Here is a 22,090-nt window from a genome sequence, read left to right as displayed (position 1 = left end):
TAAACAAATTGAATATATTACCTCTTCAATTAGCAGAATTCATTTCTGATTGTACAAATTTTATTATAAAACAAGCAGAAATCTCCCTATAATTGCAGTCGGGAATATTTCATTTCATAGTGAAATCCTCAATCAGACATGACCATAACCGGTAAAACGTTACGCTATAAGCAACATGTCTTATCAATAATTATATGAAATAACGATACGATGAAAAGGAATATCTTTTTTATTTTAATATGCTTTGTATTACTAGCTAACCTGGCCATCTGCCAAGAAAAAGACGTCGATTTTAGCAAAGCCTACATTGCCCAAAACGACGGCAAGACAACTGTTGAAATCAATGAGGCACAGGAACTCATCTATATTATCTTTGCGATAACTGACTTTGGTAAGGAAAATCCAAACATGACCAAGCAGAATACGGCTTATTTTGAAGAGGTCAAAGCGCATTTTACCCCATTTTCCAATCTGCCTATCGTAAAGAAATTTGACCAGCAACTACGAGCGAATCTAACCAACTATTTCCTCTTAGCAGCCAATGTATATGGCTTTAAGTTCAAAAACGACCAATTAGTACCTACAAACATCTATATTTTTCCAGCAAGAGGAGTTGGAAATTATCAGGTGAAATCAAATCCTATCCCTGCTTATAAAAACGACCTGGAAGAATTCGCCAGAAAGAGCGGATACCGGGCATTCTACAAAGAGCATCAAGGCTATTACGACAGCCTTCGTACAGCATATCAGGAGTATGCTTCCATTGCCGAGCAAAAAGAATGGTTAGAAAAGAAATTCGATTATACAATCAATAGCTATCGTGTATTGACTTCCCCTCTGATTGCCGGGATGAATGCGACCCACACTTTCAAGTACAAAGGTTTCAAAGAAATTTTGCTTTTTTTACCCACCCTCCGCGAAGACGAATCCTGGAGCCCCAAATTCAAAAAAGCATTCAATACACGCATTATTTTCACGGAGATAGACCACAACTACGTAGGTCCATTGAGCGAAAAAAACAAAAAACAGATCGATACAATATTCAACAATAGAGACTTATGGGTAGATATAGAAAACAAAAGTACAGTTCATTATCCAAGTCCGTTAAAAGTATTTGATGAGTATTTAACCTGGGGACTTTTCATCTTATATTGTTACGACAAGTTTGGAGATGATCATGATCTTTTTGGCCAGATTGTTGAAAACGTCAACGATATGATGGTCAACAAAAAAGGATTTCCCAAAGCGGATGAATTTAACGCCGAATTGTTCCGTCTGTATAAAGACAATAACCCGAAAGATATTCAGAGCTTATATAAGCCACTGTTGGACTGGTGTGAGAAAGAAAATTAGCGCCATCCCGATAATATTTAGTAAATTAAGGCTGAGAAGGAAATAAGCCGCCAGAAATGTGAATGTATACGACCATAAGGAATCAGCATAGCATAAGGGGATGATCGTCGAAATATATTTAAACACAATACGTACGGAGAAACAATTATGAACATTAGATTTATCGGTTCTGGCAGTTATATTCCATCCCACAAAATAGCCAATGCAGACTTCGCCGACCATCTTTTTTTGGATGAAAATGGGCTGCCGTTCAAAGAGCCGGCTTCTGTCATTGAAAAATTTAAGGCAATCACCGGAATTGAGGAACGTCGTTATGCCGATCCTGACCAAGTGGCTTCAGACCTTGCTTTCCTCGCTGGTCAACGTGCCATTGAAGACGCCGGTATAGCTGCGGAAACATTGGACTATATTATAGTTGCACATAATTATGGCGATGTGCAAGCTGGCAAAATCCAGTCGGATACTGTACCCAGTTTAGCAAGCAGGGTGAAGAAAAAGCTCGGGATCAGCAATCCAAAATGTGTGGCTTATGATCTACTATTTGGTTGTCCTGGTTGGAACGAAGGCGTATTGCATGCCAACGCTTTCATAAAATCAGGTATGGCAAAGCGCTGTATGGTCATTGGCGCAGAGACGCTTTCTCGTGTTATTGATCCTTTTGACAGAGATTCGATGATCTATGCGGATGGCGCTGGCGCTGTAATCATCGAAGCCACTACGACAGACCAAGGGTTCCTATCACATGAAAGTGCAACTTATGCGCTTGAGGAAGCGAACTATCTCAATTTCGGGAGCTCTTATCAACAAGAGCAGAACCCCGATATACGGTATATTAAAATGAAAGGACGTAAAATCTATGAGTTTGCACTCAGCAAAGTTCCTTTAGCCATGCAGGCTTGCCTCCAAAAAGCGGATATCGATATCACGGCAATCAAAAAAATACTGATCCACCAGGCCAACGAGAAGATGGACGAAGCCATTCTGATGAGATTCTATGCACTATACGATACAGTACCCCCGCCTGATATTATGCCAATGACCATCCATACATTAGGAAATAGCAGCGTGGCAACCATTCCTACGCTCTATGATCTCATTGCCCGTGGTCAGTTAGACAATCAATCCCTGCAAGAAGGCGATATCATCCTATTTGCATCTGTTGGCGCAGGTATGAATATCAATGCTTTTACTTATCGGGTTTAATCTAATTTTGCGACTACATCGTGTAGCTATTATGCTAACACAGAGCCTGCAGAGGATTTATTTCATAAAAAATAACAAAACACTGTATATATCAATATTTTATACTTAAATTTGTTTTATAATCGGCTCCGCCTTTGCTTATCTGAAATCGTCAAGTTATACTTACCACTCAGTTTTCGCATTTTCAGAAGCTTTTTTGTTAGCAAACCGGAGGTAAAGACCTTTTTGGACTTGAGTCAATCCAAGATCATTAAAATCAGATCCTATTTCTTGCAAAAAATCGATTAACTATTGTTCATATTCATTTATCACAATAGTGCAGTACAGATTACTTTAATATAATTTATAAAACAATGCAAGAAGGAACTATTAAATTCTTCAACCAAACAAAAGGTTTTGGTTTTATCACGCCTGCTGGTGGTGGAGACGACATTTTCGTACACGTATCTGGTTTAATCAACGAAGTACGCGAAAATGACAGTGTAACATTTGATGTAGAAAACGGTAAAAAAGGCGTTAATGCAGTTAACGTACGTATCGCATAATTAAGTAAACACACAAGAAGATAATTTATTTATCTTCTTGCGAAGTGTAACGGGCAACCGTTACACTTTTTTTTATCCATTCCATACCCAAGTGCGGCAAAAAATCGGACGATTGATCGGTCTGGCATATGGAAAACTTTTTACAATCCAGCCAACATCACTTCTTCCTGTCGCAGAAAATATGGACTGCTATCTTTGAATCTCCCGCGCTTCCTGGAATACTTTCTGATGATATCAGCAACAACATCATCGGTGAGCTCATGCCCCTCTAACGTCGGAAAACCCTCCCAGCGTACAATGCCATCCGGATCTACTAAAATACAGTGTGGGATTCCCTGTACTTCGAGCTGTTTCTTCAACTTCGCTTTCGTATCGATCGCTGAGAAATAATCTATTTTAATCTCCTTCGCCTTTTTTATAACCTCAGCTTTTTCATCTGAAAGGCCAATGATCACAAGTTTATCACCATACTTCTTATGCCATTCATTGAGTTCAGGAATCACTTTCCGGCAGGGTCCACACCAAGTAGCCCAAAAATCAATAAGGATAAACTTACCCTTTGTATCAGGCGCATCTGTAAGCCACTGCTCGACCTCAAGTTTTGGGGCCTTTTGATTCAAAATTGATTTTGCCCACAATTTCTTATTGTTGTTGCTTTCTTGCGTATGACCGATTACATGGATCAGGCAAAGCGCAAATAATAAGAAAGCTTTTAGAATAGATTTTACATTCATAAAACAGCTTGTTTAGTTCCCCTAATTTATGGATTTTTTCCCACAATCATTTCATCCTTTCATCCCACACATCGACTTTTCAAAGACACCATAGCGGCCTCTATAAGGCAAAATAATAGCTATACTTTTAATTGACATAAAACACACAAAACACTGTATATAAATAATTAGCGTATTTATCAAAAACAAAAAAAATCCAATTTATTTGCTGTACGGCTCATGATTTTCCGAATGGAACCAACCGACATCCCTATAAAATAACAGCGTACCATCGACATTTCCATGGCAAAAACCAGATTCTAATTCATCCTCACAAAAGCTAAATTGAGGCGCTCAGCACACAAAAACAACGAAGTGGGCCTGCCCTTGATCCCATTCGTCAAGATAATGCACAAGTTGACCACATTCTCCTATAGAAAAGTGTAAAATAACCCCTATTTACAAACGCTATTTTCTAGAATTACAATACCCCTGTAAAGCCTATTGAGCACCTATGTATACAGCTGACAAACTGGCACAACACCCAATAAGACAAAACATAAAACTATATAGATAAGATATTTAACAATATTGATATAAACAGATAGTTACACATCATTATCTTTATAACACATCAACTTTACCCATCGGATACCATCCATCTGTAGTTCGCCATGCGATGGCAAGATGAACACTTGCCTGGTCTGTGTTAAAGTTTCCTTTTACGGCATCATCGCTTGGTAGGCATTGTATTGCCTCAGGAGCCCAGCTTACCCCGGCCAAAGTGTCTTTCCTAAGTTTATACTTGCCGTACGCACCGCTTTATTTCTTCTTGTTTAGTATTTAGCGATAGAAAAAGCAACATTAAAACCGATATTGCCATCATAAGTATTGACTTGAGATATTGTTTGCTTATTATGGAGAAGAGTAAATACAAAAGGCCAAGAAATGATCTTGGCCTGATGCAACATATTATTTGGGGTGTTTTCGTAGCCCTATATAGCAAAAATACTGCCGAAATTAAAAAACCACACCCATTAGCTTATTTTTTCTAAAGAGTTTATGCTGCAGAAAAATAAAAAACGGCTAAAATCACTTATTCCGCGGCAACTGGGCAAGTACAGCTTTCATTTCAGGAGAATTTATAGCTCCCTGGAATAACAGACTGTTCTTTGTCCTAAAATCCAAGTAGGTATTCTCTTCCAACCTGTAGCCACAGGGGCCACAAATAGAGGGGATAAGGCAATACTTATTCGGCGTGGTTTACAACAGCAAACCGAAGTGTTCCTTGAGCGCTGTCCGTGCAGCATGATAACCACACATGCCATGTACACCACCACCCGGAGGCGTCGATGATGAACAGAGATAAATCGTGTCGACCGAGGTTCGGTACGGATTTAGAGCCAAAATAGGCCTACTGTACAGCTGCGAAATATCCATAATACCGCCATTGATATCACCACCGATGTAATTTGGATTGTACTCTTCGAGCTCCGTAGGAGAAAAGGTATGCTTGGCCAGAATGGTTTCTTTAAAACCCGGCGCAAAGCGCTCAATCTGATTTTCGATCGCTTCGGTATAATCGACCCTACTCCCATTAGGAACATGGCAGTACGCCCATCCCGTATGCTTGCCTTCGGGAGCACGACTGGAATCAAACGCACTCTGTTGCGCAAACAGCACAAAAGGCTTATCCACTTGCTTCCCAAGATGGCTCCGCTGCTCGCTTTCGGCAATTTCGGCGTAGGTATTTCCCAAATGCACCGTAGCCGCCTGCTGACAGCGTAGCTCTTTAAAAGGCGTCTTTTCTGATAATGCCCAATCAACTTTAAATACCCCCATTCCCTGCCTATAGCCTTCGAGGCGCCTACGGTATCCACTAGCAAGACCTATACCTTTGAGTTGCAACAACTGCCGGGGTGTAATATCACAGAGTAGAACTTTATGGGATGGTAGATCGCGAACATCCTCTACCCAAAAACCTGTTTGGATCTCCCCGCCTAACGATTGATAATAGCCTAACAGCGCATTGGCAATGGATTGTGAGCCGCCAATCGGTATCTGCCAGCCATATTTGTTGCCTACTGCCGCAAGCACAATGGCAATTGCAGAAGTTGTCCAATTGTCTAGGGGCTGAATTCCATGAGCCGCCATCCCTGCCCATAAAGCCTGTGCTTGCACGGAAGTAAAGCGCTTTGCTGTCCAGCTTGCCGGCTGAAGCGCATCCAGCCCAAATGAGGCTAAAGACAAAGGATGCTTCGGAAAGGATAATGGTCCCATAATATCGGCCGCAAGGTCCTCCCAATGTGTCACGACCTTTTCAACCAGCTTACGATATCTTTCACCATCCGTCCCCAAACCCTTTACCGTTTCGGCAAGACTATGGTAAAGAATCCCCGTTTCCCCGTCGTCCAATGGATGTGCTGCCGCATACTCAGGCTTAACAAAAGATAGCCCAAATGCTTCCAAAGGTAAACTCCTGAAAAATGGCGATGCCATAGCCATGGGATGAATTGCCGAACAGACATCATGTTTGAAACCCGGAATCGTAAGTTCCTTAGTTCGCATTCCCCCACCGATTGTATCGGCACCTTCAATCAGCAACGTGCTCAACCCCTGCTGCTGAAAGGTAATAGCTGCCGCCAGTCCATTTGGTCCCGAACCGATAATAATTGCATCAAATTTTCGCATAAGCTAGTTTTTAATCACTTCTAATCGCAGCCTGTATTGGGTTGTTCCTTTTTTGAACGCTTCGACGAAGTAGAATCGGATAACGATTTGCTATTATCCTTTTTCTTACCTGCAGATCCGCAGGAAACTGTAAATGTCGTTAAAACAAATGCTAAAAGTCCAAGATTGATTATTTTTTTCATATGTTATCCATTTAATTTACGATAATGTTGACACCATGTATCCTTATGGCTTTTTCAGCTACTGATTCCCTTACTATAACTTATGCCCTTGGATACAAATTTTCACCTGCATTGAAAGTATTTATTTTCCGGGCCGCACCCATCTTTAGAACTTATATACAATCCTATCAAACAACTTTATAAGAAATATCATTTATATAATATGTTCATCCAAAAAATATGCGCGATACCGTTGTTTTAGCTCCTTTCGCTGTGTACTATCAAGCTTGATTTTCGGATCGGTCTGTGAAACGACCGTAGAAACAACCTTATGCACGCCTTTACCTTTTTCAATAAATAATACCGTCGGCGAAGAAATCCGTTTAATGGAATCAATCCCCACAGCTGTATAAGGATTTAGGACATCGTGAAATTTGGCCAATATAGCTTCATACCCCCGGCTCCCGGCCTTGGTCGTGATCACTTTACCGTCCTTATCTTTCTCCTTAAGATCCCGGATATCGTGAATATTGAGGTAATAAATAGCCGCCTTTTCCTCCTGGGCAAATTCCAGCAGCGGCGTTATGGCATTCCGAAACCATGGACAGCTGGGCCATCCAAAAAGGACAATACCATTTTCCAGCTCCAACACATCCTGTTCGGTTGCATAGACGATCCGTGGATTGTCTGGAATTTGTACAGGCACTTTGTTCGTTTTATTCAAGCTTTCAAGTTCCTGCTTAAAGCGAACTCCTTCTTGCTTTTTAAACGAAACCTGACTATTTTTTACAGCTTCCTTCGTATCCTGCCTGGATTGGCAGTTGGTCACATTGAGCAACACCACCACTGCTAATAACATGCTAGCCAATAATTTTAAATCTTTCATATCATGTATGCATTTAAGTGTAATTCCTCTCGTTAATTCACCGATTGCTTATAGCTTTTAATATGTTCACCGATATCCCAGACCTGCGCTTTTGGCACCCATTCATTGATGAGGCTGCTTGCAATGGCCGAGCGATAACCCGAAGCGCAATGCACCACGATAGGTTTATCCACGGGTAGCTCGGCAATATGTGCCTTCAATTCGGCCAGCGGGATGTTATGTGCCCCTTTGAATACTGGTCCAGTCTTAGCTTCCTCGGCCGTACGTACATCCACTATAAAATATTGATCTTGTGCCCTGTTAAAAGCGCTCTGATCAAAAGCGGTCGAAGGTTGCCCCGCGAAATCCCCATACAACACAATACCTTTAACAAACTGCTCATAGCCAATTTTGGCTAGCTTTTCGAGCTGCACCTGACCTTGTTCTTTCGTATCGACAACAAGATAAAAGCCGTCTTTCGGTTCAATAAAAGTCCCTACCCAAGATTCTGACTTGCTACGTTCGGGAATATTAATGGCCTCCGGAAAATGTGACGCCTTAAATTCTGAAGCGGGGCGGGTATCGAGGACAGTGCTCAATGCATGGGGCACCACTGCTGCCGAAACCACTGAAATACCCGACAACGAAGCCAATAATGGCTTTGCTCCCCGACGATTCAATTCTACATTATAAGGGAAGTAAATCGGTACAGGCGGACGGTCTGCCAGAATCTGTTGGACAAACGCTTCTTCCGATTTTTGCTGAAAGGCCAAATTATGGGTTCTTTCAGCGCCAATGGTACTTTGCTTAGCACCTTTTATTGCATTTCCGCAGAGTGATCCAGCGCCATGAGCTGGATACAAAAGCACCTGATCGCCTAACGTTGCATAGATATCATGGACGGTGTGGTAGAGCTGCCGCGCCAGTTTTTCGCGCTGCGTAGCCTGTTCTCCTGAGTACTCGCGCAGATCAGGTCTTCCAACTCCACCAATCAATACCGCATCCCCCGAAAAGATCGCCACATCGCGACCATTTTCTTTTAGCAAAATAGATATGCTATCTGGTGAATGTCCGGCTGTATTGATGGCATGCAACACGATTTGGTCTGAAATCTTTAAGGTATCACCATCGTCAAAAGTATGGTGGGGATAGGTCGCACAGACAAGCTTGCTGACATAAACTGGAACTTTCAGATCCTGATGAATCTCCAGATGGGAACTCACAAAATCAGCATGCGGATGTGTTTCCACGACCGCGATAATTTTCGCTTGCTGTTCCTTTGCATAAGCGTAATAGGGCCTTGGATCACGGGCAGGGTCCACAAGCACAATTTTCTTGTCGGCCAAAATCGCATAGGAAAACTGTGCCAGGCCTTCATCTTCGAACTGCCTGATGCTGTAGCCATTCGCTAAATTATTGGTATTTCCAAAACAGGATACCCCCTGACCTGCCGAAGCAAGGGTAAAAAGGACAGCTGAACGGTGGATAAATGATCTTCTATTCATAACATTCTTTTTTTTTAGACAATTAGTAGGTAAATAGTGTATTTTTCATATACCATTCTTTACCGGTGAGATAGGATTCTTTGACGCGATTGAGGGTAATTTCGAGGTTATTACCACTGGCATCCAGCCCCTTGAGTTTGATCTGTTCGGCTGTTGGTCGTTCGTAAGCCCATTTCAGCACATGCAGACTATCGCCCTGCGCTTTTCCATACAAGGCTTTCAGTCCCACATCTAGTTTTTCATCTAGTTTTTTACGTTGTTCCTTACTGAATTTCTGATTTTTATCGATCAGATAAAGTGCGTGTTCCGTCGAGTCTATTTCATAATAGAGGTAGTTCTTCCCTCCGGCTCTACCTGTAAACTCGTAAGTTTTGAGCACATCATTTAAAGCCGGGGTACCATTACCAAGATCAATCGAATTGGCTTTATTGACCTTGTAGACCAAGGTTGAGTATCGTTCGAAAAAGGCCTCATGCCAACGTACTGAATCGGCAGGTGAATAAGCCTGAGACTTTCCATTCAGCAGAAAACTCGAAACCTCATAATGTCCTGCAGCTTTTGCCAGTCCAGGAAGCACAGGCTCCTTTAGACGCCCTTCATCATAGAATCGCTCATAGCGATAAAAGCCGTAAACGAAAATAAACAGGACCACAATGGTCGCCTTTAGGCCAAAATAAAATGGCTTATTCCACTTCCTGACAAACTTTGGCACATAGTAATAGGTGCTTACTGGTTCGCGCAGAATAAAAAGCTTCCAGATCGCAGGCAGATACTGCAGCAATAGAAAAAGGGAAAGCAATACAAAATATGAACTGTATACATGAACTGCGCCATCGTAGGCAATATTGGCATGGGCAATGTTAAAGAGGACTCCAGCATTAATAATGGCTCCTATGACGACCGTGGGCCGAAAGAAGAGCAGGCTTCCCGCCGCTATCTCCAAAAAGCCTAAAAAGATCTCATATTTATAGGATACACCAACGATTTGCCAATACAACTTAAAGGGGGCATATTCACCGATATCGGTATTCAGATTGGCAAGTGATGGAAATGGCATCTGCATGGGAAAGAACTTGATAAATCCGAAAGCGATCAGCCCCAGTGCAATGCGGTAGCGTACCAATACCCGCAACCAATAGTACAGCGCATCATAGCGCTGCACCTTACTATTTCGGGCCAATATCGTCCAGATGGAAGCACCCAGCACCGCTATCAGGCCATTGAGCCACCAGGACGTATACGATGCGAAACCCCATTTGCCACTTTCGCTGTCTATTTCTATCCAACCTGTACGCGACCCACCGGCGATCGTTGCCATCCAATCATATAATGATTCGGGTTTAAAAACTTTTTCGTACCATTCCCAATCCAGGGGTACCACCATCAGGATAAAGAAAATAAACGTAAATCTAAATCCTACTTTCTCCCAGTACTTCCAGCCCTGCTCCTGCTGGCCGGTTGGAATGCTTTCCAAATATTGAATCGTTGCCATAAACTTAGTCTAAATTTGAATCGTTAATAAATACGGATCGGTTTTCTGCGGCCTTCCTGCAACAGATACTTCTTGTTCACTTTCTCCAGCCGTATATGCAATGAGTCGCCCAACTGGTTGACTCCATCAAGTAAAATTGTCCGTTTGTCGGGTCTTTCGACAATAAAGGCAAACGTGTGGCCTTTACTCACTTTTCCGGTAAGTTTGATCGTGGTTGTGCGCTTATCAGTTCCCTTCTTGCTCGTATAGCCAAAGAATTCACGCCCACCATTGCCCAGGTATTCGTAGTTACGCTCGCGATTGAAGGCGATACGCGGTTTGAGGCTATCGACCTTTACAGAACGGTTTCCACGAATACTGAGCGTATTCCATTTTTCAAAAACCACATCTTTCCATCGCAATGTATCGCTCAACGAATACGGAATAGTATCGCCTTTCCAGACGAAGTCTTTTACATTGTATACACCTGCTGCTCCTTCCAATCCCTTTTCATCGGGGAATGGGTAATCGGAATTCTTCCAGCTCAGGTAAGCCTGCACGCTAAATACAGCGATTAGCAGCAGGAACAAGGCCTGCAGATAAGGGCGAATCCCCGCAACGCTGCGGCCATAGACAGGCCAAAACCCATCGGGAATAGTTGCTGCCTTTTTGATCAAAAGCTGATAAAAACGGGGCCAGTCGTACGAGAAGATAACGACCGCAAGCAATAGTAAAAACGAACTATAGACCTGTTCACCGATCTCGTATACATAATTAACGATCACGACATTGAGCAATACGGCGATAAGTAATCCTGAACCGATGATTGCTGTACGGCGGTTCAGTAAAAAGAGTCCACCCACAATCTCTAGCGCACCAATTACCGGTAAATATCCCGCGGTTGCAATGCCGTTGGTCAGGTAATAGAGCTTCCAGAGCAGGAAATCACCGTATTCGGTATGCAGCTCGCTAATAGTCGGCTCGGGAAGTTGTATAGGGATGATTTTGACAAGACCTATAAAAGTAATGGCCAATGCTAAACGATAACGCAACAGCACGCGGAGCCAGTAAAATACACGATCGTCATCGGCCTGAAAAGTCTGCCTGATTTTACGGCCAAAGGCCCAAAACAGCAATAGCGAGAGTGCCAGGGCAATTGCCCAGTTATAGTATCCGCGCACATCGCTACCGACGAAAGGGCTTTCGGCGATAAAAGAAGTGCGGTAAGTCGCCAATCCGAACCAGTTCTCCAAGGAAAACAAATCTTCAAATGAACTCCCCGTAAAAAGATTGGGATCATACGGGATGCTGAGTATCAAAAAGAAAATCAGGCCGATGTATAAAATAGCTGAGCGATAGCGCTTAAAAAAATGAGAGTCTGCAAATGTTGTCATTTCAATACGATTTAATGGAAAAAAACAGGTGAGTCATCCGATCAATCCAAACCTGGATTTTGCTGTAGATTAGGGTCTATCGAAACCTGAGCGTACGGTATCGGCAGCAGTAGTCTATTCACGGAAGAAATATTGAGTACCTGTTGCGCGCGTCCTGTCCGCAGCAGATCATACCAGCGATGGTTTTCCAGGGCAAATTCAACGCGATTTTCATCTTCCACGGCCTGCAGGAGCGCTGCCGCTCCGAGACCTTGCAAGGGTTTGATGTTGGCGCGTGAGCGTATGGCATTTAAGTCGGCCAAAGCAGCTGTCAGATCGCCCGAGCCATTCCGTTGCGCTAATGCTTCGGCGCGGATGAGGTAAAGTTCGGCCGTACGGATCAAAAAGACGGGATCCGTACGGTCTGTTCGATAATACAGATTGCCGATCAGGATATTCGGATCTGTGGATGAAGAGGTCTTGGATACCAATGCCGTCCGATCCCCACCAACAGCTGGATCCACCAGCAGGTCGTAGATGGCCTGAGAAGGTCTGATCCAGGCAGTCCCCCCATTATTGCCCGACAACCATTGACTGGCTTGACCACTGGTATTATTGATATCATAGACCAGTTCGAAGACCGATTCTTTGGTATTGGAGGTATTGTTGGCATAAAACGAGCGATATGGGCTCACCAAACTATAATTGGTATTATCATCAATAATATACGAGGCATATTTTATGGCTTCAGACCAGTTTTTCTGATACAGGTAGAATCTTGCCAACAGCGCTCGTGCAGTCTTCTTGGTCGCACGGATACGATTGGTTTCATTGGGAAGCAGCTGTTCGGCCTTTTGTAGATCCTGCAATACCTGTGCATAGGTATCAGTCAGCGAGCTCCTTTGGACCTGGGGCAGACTGCTCGCCGAAGTCGTTGGCTGCAACACAATCTGTACACCACCCCAGGTTCTAGCCAGATCAAAATAGGCCAGTGCACGCACGAAATAGGCCTCCCCAACAAGCTGGTTTCGATAGGCCTCAGTAAAAGTGGTCGTCAGCGCCAGGTTAGGTACTTTGGTGATCACATGGTTGGTCCGGTTGATAGTGGCATAAATCTGGTTCCATGCCGTAGCCAGCACAGCGAGGTCAGATTTTACGGTATGATTGGTCAAGGTCTGATGGACAGTTTGGCTACCGCGATAGACGATGTTGTCTGCCGAAAAGAATCCAAGCAGCTGAAAGCTATAGCCATAGTAATCGTTGGACCGAAGTGCCGAGTAAATACCCCGCACGGCTGTTGCGGCAGAACTCCCGTCAACGATGGTTACTTCATCAGACACTGAATTCTTGGGCTCGACCTCCAAAAACGAGCTGCAGCTACTTAACTGAAAGACAAGAAGCGGAAAAAGGAAATATATAATTTTTTTCATGAGCTTTTACGGATTAAGATTAACGTTTATAGGGTGACATTGAGCCCAAGCTGAAACGTACGGGGCTGTGGCGGCGTTCCGAAGGATCCTATCCCCTGTGCATTGGGGTTGCTGGTCACATTCGATTCAGGATCACCGGTGTATTTGCTCCACACAAAGAGATTAGACCCTACAAAATAGATACGTGCAGCAGTCAATTTTACCCGCTCGACCAGGTCTTTCGGCAATTTATAACCAAAAGACAGCTGTCTGAGCTTTAAAAACGAAGCATCCTCCAGATAGCGGCTATTGGCATCGATGGTATAGTTGAGTCCTTCGGATGTCAGTCGAGGCACATCGGTAATATCACCGGGCTGTTGCCATCTGTTTAGCACATTTTGAAATACGCCACCGCTGCTCGGGTTACGCTCCCGAAAGTAGCGATTGAGATTAACGGCATAGTTGCCATATTGGAAACTAAAGTCTACACCCAGATCAAAGTTTTTATAGGTAAAGGTATTGCCTATACCTCCATAAAACTTGGGATAAGCATTCCGAAAAACTTTACGTGCCGAAGTAGGCAAAGAACCATCGCTCAGCTGTCCGTCAAACACGGCTTTTCCAGTCTGCGGATCGACAGAAAGTTGTTCATAAAGCCAGAATGAATTGAGCGAATAACCTTCTTTCAGGATAACCCAATCGCGGGTATACTGGGTAATCTGCGTGGGCAGTTTTTCAATTTTATTCGTATTTCCCGAAATGTTGAAGCTTGTATTCCAGGCAAAGTCTTTTGTTTTCACGTTGAGTGAGTTGATCAATACTTCATAGCCTTTATTACTGATCTCGCCCACATTGGCCCAGTATTTTGAAAAACCTGAACTGCCGACAATAGGTCGTTCGAGGAGTAGATCGGAGGTATATTTATGATAAAGATCTACGGTAATGGACAGGCGGTTTTTGAATAGCGCCACATCCAGCCCAAGATCTGCCTGCGCTGTTTTCTCCCAGCGCAGATTTTCGTTCCCCAACTGGAAAGGGCCTGTACTTGGCAACACCTTGCCATAGCTGTCGGCATATTTTTCATTGCCCGACCAAAGACCTCTGGCGGCGAAATTGCTGATTCCAGCCTGATTGCCCGTCAATCCATAGGAAGCCCTAATTTTCAGATCATTTAACCAGGTTTGATCGGCCAGAAAGGCTTCTTGGCTAATCCGCCAGCCTGCTGAAAAAGCCGGGAAATAGCCCCATCGGTTGTTGGCGCCGAACTTGGACGAGCCATCTGCCCGCAGGGTTGCCTCCGCAAAATAACGGTCTGCATAGCTATAGCCTACTCTTCCAAAAAAGGAAGCAATCGTATATTTAGTCCAATTGTCGGATGCAATGATATTGGCTGCCGATGAGATCTGTTTAAAGGAATCATTGGCAAAACCATTCCCCTCCAGGTATTTGTAATCAAGCACGTTGCTCTGCAAGGTATTTCCCAAAATAGCATTCAGACTATGCTTGCCGAAGGTATTTTGGTACGTCAGGGTTTGTTCGTTTATCCAGGTAGCATTTCTCGATATTCCCGAGGTCGCCTGATTGTTATTCGCGATACCGATACTGGTTTTACTGTTCCAGTATTGTGATTCATCATATAAGTTATAGTCGGCACTAAAACTGGATTTGAATTTCAGTCCCTTCACAAGATCAATTTCCGCAAAAGCACTTCCTACATAACGCAAACTTGTAGTATTGACGTCGTAGTTGTCCACCAGTGTATAGGTATTATCGGTACCATTGATTGATCCATCGGTATTGAATATCGGGACATTCGTTGCCGAAGAAACGGCCGAATTGAAAAGACTTACCTGAGGGCCATCACCTGTACGCGCCTGATTGCGGTAGGTTCTGGAAAAATTATTTGTCAGGCCGATTTTGACACGGCTACTGATCTGATGGTCGAAATTAAACTTGAGATTGGTACGCGAGAAATCAATGACCTTTATAAAAGCTTCCTGTCCTGTGTAGCCAGCGCCGATATAAAATCTCGATTTGTCGCCGCCCCCCTGTATACCAATGTTATAATCCTGCAGCTTCCCATGACGCAACAGGAAACCAAGACGATCATAGGTAGGCTGATCTTCGGGATTTCCTTTCCCACCTTCCGAAACTGGACGATAAGGCCTGTTGGCGAAAGTCTGTTTCAATGCCGGATTGTCCAATCCAGAGTTTATCCACCACTCGTTGGCGAGGGTTGCCGTTTCGGGACCTGTAGCCAATTTTGGCAACAAGGATTTATTGGCTTCGGCCCAGCCCCCCTGCAGGTTGAGGTCAATTTTGGTACGGCTACCGTAACTTCCCTTTTTTGTGGTAATGATGATCACACCATTGGCACCACGGGAACCATAGATCGCGGTTGCCGAAGCATCCTTCAGCACTTCAATTGATTCGATATCTGCTGGGTTGATATCCGTAAGCGGTGAACTGGTCCGTCCACCAAGCCCGATATTTTGGAGGGAAGTATTATTTAAGAATACGCCATCAATAATATACAGGGGATCGCTACTGGAGTTGATGGATGTCGTTCCGCGAACCCGCAAAAAGATACTTTCTCCGGGGACACCCGAGTTGGTAGAAACCTGCACACCGGAAAGCTTGCCCTGCAACTGGGCATCAAAACTTGCTACCGGAATTTTGTTGACTTCGGCAGCGTCAATCTTGGCAACTGCTCCCGTTAAATTTCTTCGCTTTTGTACACCGTAGCCTACGACGACCACTTCATCCAGATCAGAAACACTGGGTTGAAGCAAGATCTGAATCTGCGCCTCCCGTGCGGTTATCTTTCGACCTTTGTATCCCAAAAATGAAGTTGAGAATGTCAACGGAAGTCGTTGCCCCGTGACAAACTGAAATCTTCCCGACGCATCGGTCTTTACTTGGTGTGTAACGCCTTCGAGCTTTATGGTAACGCCTTCAATAGGCCGATTGGTGATAGAATCCAATACAATACCTTTTAAGGTTGCGTTAATAAGTGGCTCAGATTGCTGCGAAAATGCAGGCAATAGCAAACCATGTGACAAAAAAATCGTCACGGCGTACTTCCATACGCTATTTTTCATAGGTAAAATTTTAACAGTGAATATTTACAAGTGCCAACGCCAATTGATTACTTGTCATAAAAGCAGCTTTTATGGAAAGAGATCCTTTCCACTAGACTTAGCTACACATTCGCCTATTGAAATCAGAACAAAAGGATTTACAGTTGCGCAGACTTGCGCTCGATTGGGAAGGGTTAAGATAAAATTTGCAGTTCATAAATAATGAATTAAGTTAAACATTGTAATCATTACGCGCGGAAGATATGGCTTGTCAGAAAGGTAAGCTTATCTCCTAGGTTGATAAAACAAATATAGTAAACATAAAATAAAATCTACAATATTAGTAGACTTTATTTGTTACTATTTATACTTTTTCAAATAGTTATCCTAATATGATACCGAAATTTGCAATCAAAAAGCATCAAACATGATACATAAAACAACAATTAATGTGCAGAAATATACCATGACGGATGTCAATTTTAGTATAAACAAAAAAACTAAATGTATCTAGATCAAGTATTGAATGATGAAGGTTTCAGAATGGCTATAAACTTAATCAAAGGTAAAATTACAGTTTTTTGCATCATTCCAAATAAAGTCGAGACCGCACAATAAAGCGGCTTTCCCTGACATCACTTTCCATAATTAGTTTTGATTGACTCAAAATATATTTAAAGCCCCTTTCTTTTCCATTAAGACGCAACTTTATCGAATCTTTCGTGAACGTATAATGACCATTGCCATCGCCCGATTTAAATGTTCCATCTGGCAAGAATTGCACTGTTTCATTTTGAATGGAATCAAGTCTATCCCTAGAACCTTCATGCCTTGTATAATCAAAATTCAAATAGGATCTTTTCTCGGCAACAAGCTTCCATTTCTTATGGATAGGATTTTGCTGCGTGTTAAAGGACAGCAATAACACCGTGCACAACCCCATTAAATAACCATATAATTTCATCCTAACAAACATATTATTTCCAATAAAAGTAATTTTTGCACAAGCATTCCACTTTCCATTAACTTCGGATACGGAGCGCTATCTTAAACAAACTATTATCCGACTGCATGTCAAGAGTATACTTGTCACGATATAAAATGTCAAGTCTACGTTCAACATTATCTATACCCGTCTGTAACGAATAAGGGTTGGTCTGTTTAGGATCGTACGTATTTTCGACTTCAAACAATAACGTTTCCCGATCTGAGCGCATCTGAATGCGGACAAAACATGCCGATTCAACACGTCGCACATACTTAAATGCATTTTCCACAAAGAAAATAAGCAGCATGGGTGCAATCTCCATATTCAGAAAATTGGGTTCCACCGCAAAGTGATAATCAACTTCCACATAAGCCCCCCGTCTTTCCGACTCAAAATCGATATACTGACTAAGATAAGTAATTTCCTGTTTTAAGCCAATCCACTGTACATTGCCCCATTGCACGTGATAGCGCATGATTTCTGCAAGCTGAAGAATCTTATCGGGCAGTACGTCGGGCTTTTCCAGGCTCAAACCATATAATCCATTCAATGCATTAAAAAGAAAATGTGGATTGGTTTGTCCCTTTAATAGATTTAATTCCATTTCACGCAGCAAAGCTTTATCGCGCTCCCTTTTAATCTGTTGTTCAAATTGCTTAAATACACTATGTATTGCAACCAACAGCGGTATCGTGACCGAAAAAGAAAAAAGATAAAAGCGCACCAAATAGCCAATACTCCCCGATGCAATCTCATCATACCAACCCACATTTGTAAAATAAAAATCGCAGGTGAGTGCAAATGCCGAAAACAACAGGACAAGGAGTGCAGATGCCATAACGTAGAAAAAATACTTTCCACGATCCAACAGTGGGAGAATAGAAAACCGATGTAATTGAACGTGCAGATACAGGAGTACAAAGATAAATACGCCATCTACCCAACCATGATCACTGTAAAAATCTTCGCGCTCATTTAGAAAAGTAACCAGCACCAGAAACAAAAACAACAAACATTCCCTTAGCCAGGCGTACTGAATAATTAATTTACCGATCTTCATGTCAATACTATTATACGATTCCCGACAGCAGCTTACGGTAAGTAATACCTACAGGCAGGTATATCTGGTTGGATAAAGTCACATAATCGATGTCAAAATTAGCGATATATTTGACATTGACTACATAAGACTTGTGAATACGGACAAAAATATCACGCGGTAGGTTCAGCTCAACCTCCCGGGTTGTTGAACTGCAAATAAAACTGTCATCTAAAGTAAACAATTTGACATAATTGCCCCAGCTTTGAAAATAGACAATATCTGCTACAGCAAATGAGCGCAACTCGCCATCTACTTTCATCGTGATCGCTTTTGGCGCATTCAGCTCCTCCTCGGGAGCGTCCCGCCTGTATCGCCCCAAGGCCTGATTAAATCGCTCAAAAGAAAAAGGTTTCAATAAGTAATCCAGTATACCATGGTCAAAAGCATCAAGTGCATGCTCACGATGAGCAGTTGTCAGGATCGTCGGTAGATGATATTCATTAGATACGACCAGATCAAAGCCCGAAAAATCGGGCATATTGATATCCAGAAAAACAAGATCAAATTCTTTTTTTGCCAGTAGCTCCCGCGCTTCAAGCACATGGTACGCATGGTCCTGAATTTCAAATCCTGCTGTACGCTTGATGAAATTCTGTAATACCAGGTGGGCATGTGGTTCGTCGTCGACCACCAAACATTTTACCATATCTAAAATTGTTGCATTAAGCAATAACTGCTAATTTATTCATTTTTTTCTTCTTCTTCCCTTTTCTCATCCGATTCATCCACAAAACAAAGCCAGTCACTGGAAAAGAAGCGGAGATTAGGCATACCACAAAAGCCAGTATTTTTGGCGGTAGACCACCAATAGCCCCGGTATGAACAGGCTTCATATAACGCCGTAATTGCCAACCTCCAGGTGATAACTCATGTCGGTCAATCTTTACTATTTTTCCCAAATAGGGATCAATGGCGATCTGGTCAAAACCATTCCGATGCAAAACCTGGGTATTTGGAGACGTCACTTGCACGGGATCACTGCGTTTTGCGTCGGGAAGTGTCAGGCGCCAATACGGTGCGTCCGGTAGTTCACTTTGTGCCAGCAGCAGAATTTCTTCAGCATTCAGGCTGACCTTTCCGTCCGACGTGGCGAGCTGTACACGCGCTCTCACCGGCGGTTTGGATCCCGTCATGCTGTAAAGTGCCTCATTGGCCCATTTAAACGACCAAGGTAAGCTCGTCACAAGGAAAACCAATAAAAAAAACGAACAGTAGAAGCCCAATACCACGTGCAAATCGTGGTTGATCCGCTTCCAACTTCCCGAAGTTTTTACCTTCAACCTATTTTTAAGGATATTGACATTCTTGGGCCACCACAGCACAATTCCGGTGAGCAGGATAACCAAAACAATAAATGTTGAAATACCAAGAATGGTCTTCCCGACAGTATCAAGCAGCAATGTTTGATGTAGCTTCAGCATCGTTTTAAAGAAATTACCTGCCTGCGGATCCACACGTCCCTGGAGCTTACCGGTGTAAGGATCAACATAGACAATATCGCCTCCGGGACTACGGGGGCCTTTTAATTTTTCGGTTCGTGCTTCTTCCCCGTGGCTAGCTTTCCCTCCTATTTCTTGTGCCCTGGTTTCTTGTCCCGCTGTATACCCCGTCTGCTGTTGAACCTTCTCCTGTTGAACCTTTTGCAACTTCGCTTCACCTGTTTTATGGGTAATTGAATTTTCTGCAAGCGTTTCCCTGGAGGAAACGTGCCCCTTCTCCTGTTGAATCTTTTGCAGTTTAACTTCAATCGTTTTATTGGTATTGGCAAAGACCGTTAGATTGGCGATCTTCTCCCTGTTGGTCAACTGCTGTTCGATTAGCGGAAGAAGGCGATTTAAAGGCAGTCGTTCGGCCTGCGGCTGATCGACATAAAAACGGTCATGATGGACAAATTCAGTTATTTCATCTTCAAAGACTAAGAGGCAGCCCGTTAAACATTCCAAAAAGAAGATCAACCCAGCCACAAGACTAAGGTATAAGTGTATATTTCGCCAGATATTTTTCATGATTATTTGCCTATCCCAAAGAACAGAAACACCCTGGACCATCCAATAGCCCAGGGGATTCATTCATCTACTTAAAAACTATTTACTACAACTAATTATTTTTGCCAAAAGACTTTGAAATCCTTGCTCGTCCCAATAATATTTCCCTGCGCACTTACCTGTTCGCGATTATTGTTTACTTCGGAAGCCGGATAACGCAACCGTATCGGGTGGGTCGCTCCAGTGGGGTCAACCAATAAGGAACCCGGAGCCTGTGGTATACCCAAGCGACGGTAATCATTCCAAGCTTCGGCCCCATCGATACCATTTAGTGCAAGCCACTTTTGTTCGATGATTCGCGTCAGCTTATCACTAGCAGTAGCAAGCTGCACCTTCTCCTGTGCCAAATAGGAATTCTGTGCCGCAGTTGCTACGCCGATATAATTGAATGAAGCCTGTATGGCTTTTTTATACAATTCATCTGTCCCCGCACTATTTGTCCAACCACGCAATGCTGCCTCCGCCTGTAAAAAATAGCTTTCGCTGGCCGAAAAAAGTAGTGCCGATTGTGTCGCCGACTTAAATAAGCCTCCAGGACTACCCGCATTTTCTTTCGGTCCTTTAAAGGCAGAAGTAACCGCATAATTTTGTACCGGATCATTACCAGCGCCCAAAACAACACCATTGTAATTACCATCAACAGCAACATAGATCGCCCCCAGACGCGGATCGTTAACAGCTTTATATTTTTCCAAAAGAAATTTTGTAGGTCTATAGCCATTATATGCCGCCACTGCATTATCATTTGTGCTCCGGTAAAAATTGGACCAAAAACCATTCATCTGTCCTGCACTCGTTGTATAGCCTGGATTGACCAAAGCGTCCAAAGTCAGAAACCCCAGTCCATCGGCTTCGATTTTACGTATTTCTTGCTGAATATAATCGCCCGAAGCCACTTCACTCTGCCGGATCAAAGCTCTCAACTTGACCGTATTGCCCAGCTGCCGCCATTTGATTAGATCGCCTTTAAAGAGAATATCGTCCGTTCCGGGCAACTTACCGCCCTTTGCAGCGGCCGTAGCCAACAGCTGTTCGCCAGCCGTAATAAGTTCGATAGCCTCTTTATAGACAACTTCACCTTTGTCGTAGACCGCAGTACTTTTGGCCGGATTGGATGCTTCATAGAATGGAACATTATTGTAATGATCCACCAAACGTAAAAAATACCATCCACGCATAATCTTGGCCAAGCCCGCATAAGCTGGATTATCCGCAAACTGCTGCTCTTCAATCAGCTTCAGATTATAAAGGTTTGTATAGGCACTTTCCCAGATACCGTTGGCAAATTCATCATTGATACTGTAATTGATAATCATATCGAGATACGAATTTGTCGCCCCCCCGCCACCGATAGTGACGTCGTTGGCTTTGCCCCAATAGCCCCCAAAGAAAGAACCAAGTTCATTCAAAGTGACAGTTTCATAGTCGGCAAGTTTTAGAATAGCGGGCGGCAATAAAAACTCGGGACTCGACTCTGTTGGCCGATTGGGATTAATATTAATATCCATATCACAAGAACTCAAGCAGAGCCCAAGGACCGGAAATAGCAGCAATGCTTTCATTTTAGCAGGTAATACTTTCATTGT

Annotated in this window: 18 protein-coding genes; 3 read left to right on the top strand and 15 right to left on the bottom strand. The window is 43.2% G+C overall.

The window, feature by feature from the left end:
- The first annotated feature begins 210 nt into the window (after positions 1-210).
- The 3 genes from ACHWSC_RS24795 to ACHWSC_RS24785 all read left to right on the top strand — a co-directional run bounded on the left by ACHWSC_RS24795 (position 211) and on the right by ACHWSC_RS24785 (position 3,101).
- Positions 211-1,353, top strand: coding sequence for a DUF4932 domain-containing protein (locus ACHWSC_RS24795; RefSeq protein ID WP_394678600.1), 1,143 nt, complete (start codon positions 211-213; stop codon positions 1,351-1,353).
- A 147-nt stretch (positions 1,354-1,500) separates the two neighbouring features.
- Complete coding sequence (locus ACHWSC_RS24790; RefSeq protein WP_394678599.1) at positions 1,501-2,556, top strand: 3-oxoacyl-ACP synthase III family protein; 1,056 nt, start codon at positions 1,501-1,503, stop codon at positions 2,554-2,556.
- A 353-nt stretch (positions 2,557-2,909) separates the two neighbouring features.
- The gene (locus tag ACHWSC_RS24785; RefSeq protein ID WP_070566486.1) at positions 2,910-3,101 is read left to right on the top strand and encodes a cold-shock protein; all 192 of its coding nucleotides are present in this window, start codon (positions 2,910-2,912) and stop codon (positions 3,099-3,101) included.
- Between the two features lie 140 nt (positions 3,102-3,241).
- On the opposite strand, the gene ACHWSC_RS24780 is transcribed toward ACHWSC_RS24785, so the two are convergent.
- From ACHWSC_RS24780 to ACHWSC_RS24710, 15 genes are all read right to left on the bottom strand, one after another.
- Positions 3,242-3,835: a TlpA family protein disulfide reductase gene (locus tag ACHWSC_RS24780; RefSeq protein WP_394678598.1), complete on the bottom strand. Its 594-nt coding sequence runs from the start codon at positions 3,833-3,835 to the stop codon at positions 3,242-3,244.
- Positions 3,836-4,438: 603 nt separating this feature from the next.
- The gene (locus ACHWSC_RS24775) at positions 4,439-4,597 is read right to left on the bottom strand and encodes a hypothetical protein (RefSeq protein WP_394678597.1); all 159 of its coding nucleotides are present in this window, start codon (positions 4,595-4,597) and stop codon (positions 4,439-4,441) included.
- Positions 4,598-5,077: 480 nt separating this feature from the next.
- Positions 5,078-6,505, bottom strand: a complete 1,428-nt coding sequence (locus ACHWSC_RS24770) for a phytoene desaturase family protein (protein WP_394678596.1) — start codon at positions 6,503-6,505, stop codon at positions 5,078-5,080.
- A 20-nt stretch (positions 6,506-6,525) separates the two neighbouring features.
- Positions 6,526-6,687 carry a hypothetical protein gene (locus ACHWSC_RS24765; RefSeq protein ID WP_153847574.1) on the bottom strand — a complete coding sequence of 54 codons (162 nt, stop codon included), beginning with the start codon at positions 6,685-6,687 and terminating at the stop codon, positions 6,526-6,528.
- Positions 6,688-6,880: 193 nt separating this feature from the next.
- Positions 6,881-7,552 carry a hypothetical protein gene (locus ACHWSC_RS24760; protein ID WP_312459967.1) on the bottom strand — a complete coding sequence of 224 codons (672 nt, stop codon included), beginning with the start codon at positions 7,550-7,552 and terminating at the stop codon, positions 6,881-6,883.
- A gap of 32 nt (positions 7,553-7,584) precedes the next feature.
- Positions 7,585-9,036: a rhodanese-like domain-containing protein gene (locus tag ACHWSC_RS24755; protein WP_394678595.1), complete on the bottom strand. Its 1,452-nt coding sequence runs from the start codon at positions 9,034-9,036 to the stop codon at positions 7,585-7,587.
- 22 nt (positions 9,037-9,058) lie between these two features.
- Positions 9,059-10,528, bottom strand: coding sequence for a hypothetical protein (locus ACHWSC_RS24750; RefSeq protein ID WP_394678594.1), 1,470 nt, complete (start codon positions 10,526-10,528; stop codon positions 9,059-9,061).
- A gap of 23 nt (positions 10,529-10,551) precedes the next feature.
- On the bottom strand, positions 10,552-11,901 hold the full coding sequence (locus tag ACHWSC_RS24745; RefSeq protein WP_394678593.1) for a beta-carotene 15,15'-monooxygenase: 1,350 nt from the start codon (positions 11,899-11,901) through the stop codon (positions 10,552-10,554).
- Positions 11,902-11,942: 41 nt separating this feature from the next.
- Positions 11,943-13,310 carry a RagB/SusD family nutrient uptake outer membrane protein gene (locus ACHWSC_RS24740; RefSeq protein WP_394678592.1) on the bottom strand — a complete coding sequence of 456 codons (1,368 nt, stop codon included), beginning with the start codon at positions 13,308-13,310 and terminating at the stop codon, positions 11,943-11,945.
- Positions 13,311-13,336: 26 nt separating this feature from the next.
- Positions 13,337-16,390 carry a SusC/RagA family TonB-linked outer membrane protein gene (locus tag ACHWSC_RS24735; protein ID WP_394678591.1) on the bottom strand — a complete coding sequence of 1,018 codons (3,054 nt, stop codon included), beginning with the start codon at positions 16,388-16,390 and terminating at the stop codon, positions 13,337-13,339.
- Positions 16,391-16,955: 565 nt separating this feature from the next.
- Complete coding sequence (locus ACHWSC_RS24730) at positions 16,956-17,333, bottom strand: hypothetical protein (RefSeq protein WP_394678590.1); 378 nt, start codon at positions 17,331-17,333, stop codon at positions 16,956-16,958.
- A 58-nt stretch (positions 17,334-17,391) separates the two neighbouring features.
- The gene (locus ACHWSC_RS24725) at positions 17,392-18,417 is read right to left on the bottom strand and encodes a sensor histidine kinase (RefSeq protein ID WP_394678589.1); all 1,026 of its coding nucleotides are present in this window, start codon (positions 18,415-18,417) and stop codon (positions 17,392-17,394) included.
- 10 nt (positions 18,418-18,427) lie between these two features.
- Positions 18,428-19,105 carry a LytR/AlgR family response regulator transcription factor gene (locus ACHWSC_RS24720; RefSeq protein WP_394678588.1) on the bottom strand — a complete coding sequence of 226 codons (678 nt, stop codon included), beginning with the start codon at positions 19,103-19,105 and terminating at the stop codon, positions 18,428-18,430.
- A 16-nt stretch (positions 19,106-19,121) separates the two neighbouring features.
- The gene (locus tag ACHWSC_RS24715; RefSeq protein ID WP_394678587.1) at positions 19,122-20,465 is read right to left on the bottom strand and encodes a PepSY-associated TM helix domain-containing protein; all 1,344 of its coding nucleotides are present in this window, start codon (positions 20,463-20,465) and stop codon (positions 19,122-19,124) included.
- A 95-nt stretch (positions 20,466-20,560) separates the two neighbouring features.
- The gene (locus tag ACHWSC_RS24710; RefSeq protein WP_394678586.1) at positions 20,561-22,087 is read right to left on the bottom strand and encodes a SusD/RagB family nutrient-binding outer membrane lipoprotein; all 1,527 of its coding nucleotides are present in this window, start codon (positions 22,085-22,087) and stop codon (positions 20,561-20,563) included.
- Between the last annotated feature and the right edge of the window lie 3 nt (positions 22,088-22,090).

It is taken from the genome of uncultured Sphingobacterium sp., assembly GCF_964277905.1.
Taxonomy (GTDB): Bacteria; Bacteroidota; Bacteroidia; order Sphingobacteriales; family Sphingobacteriaceae; genus Sphingobacterium; species Sphingobacterium siyangense.
Note: the sequence above shows the minus strand (reverse complement) of the source record. Positions and strands in the feature narration are given on the sequence as shown.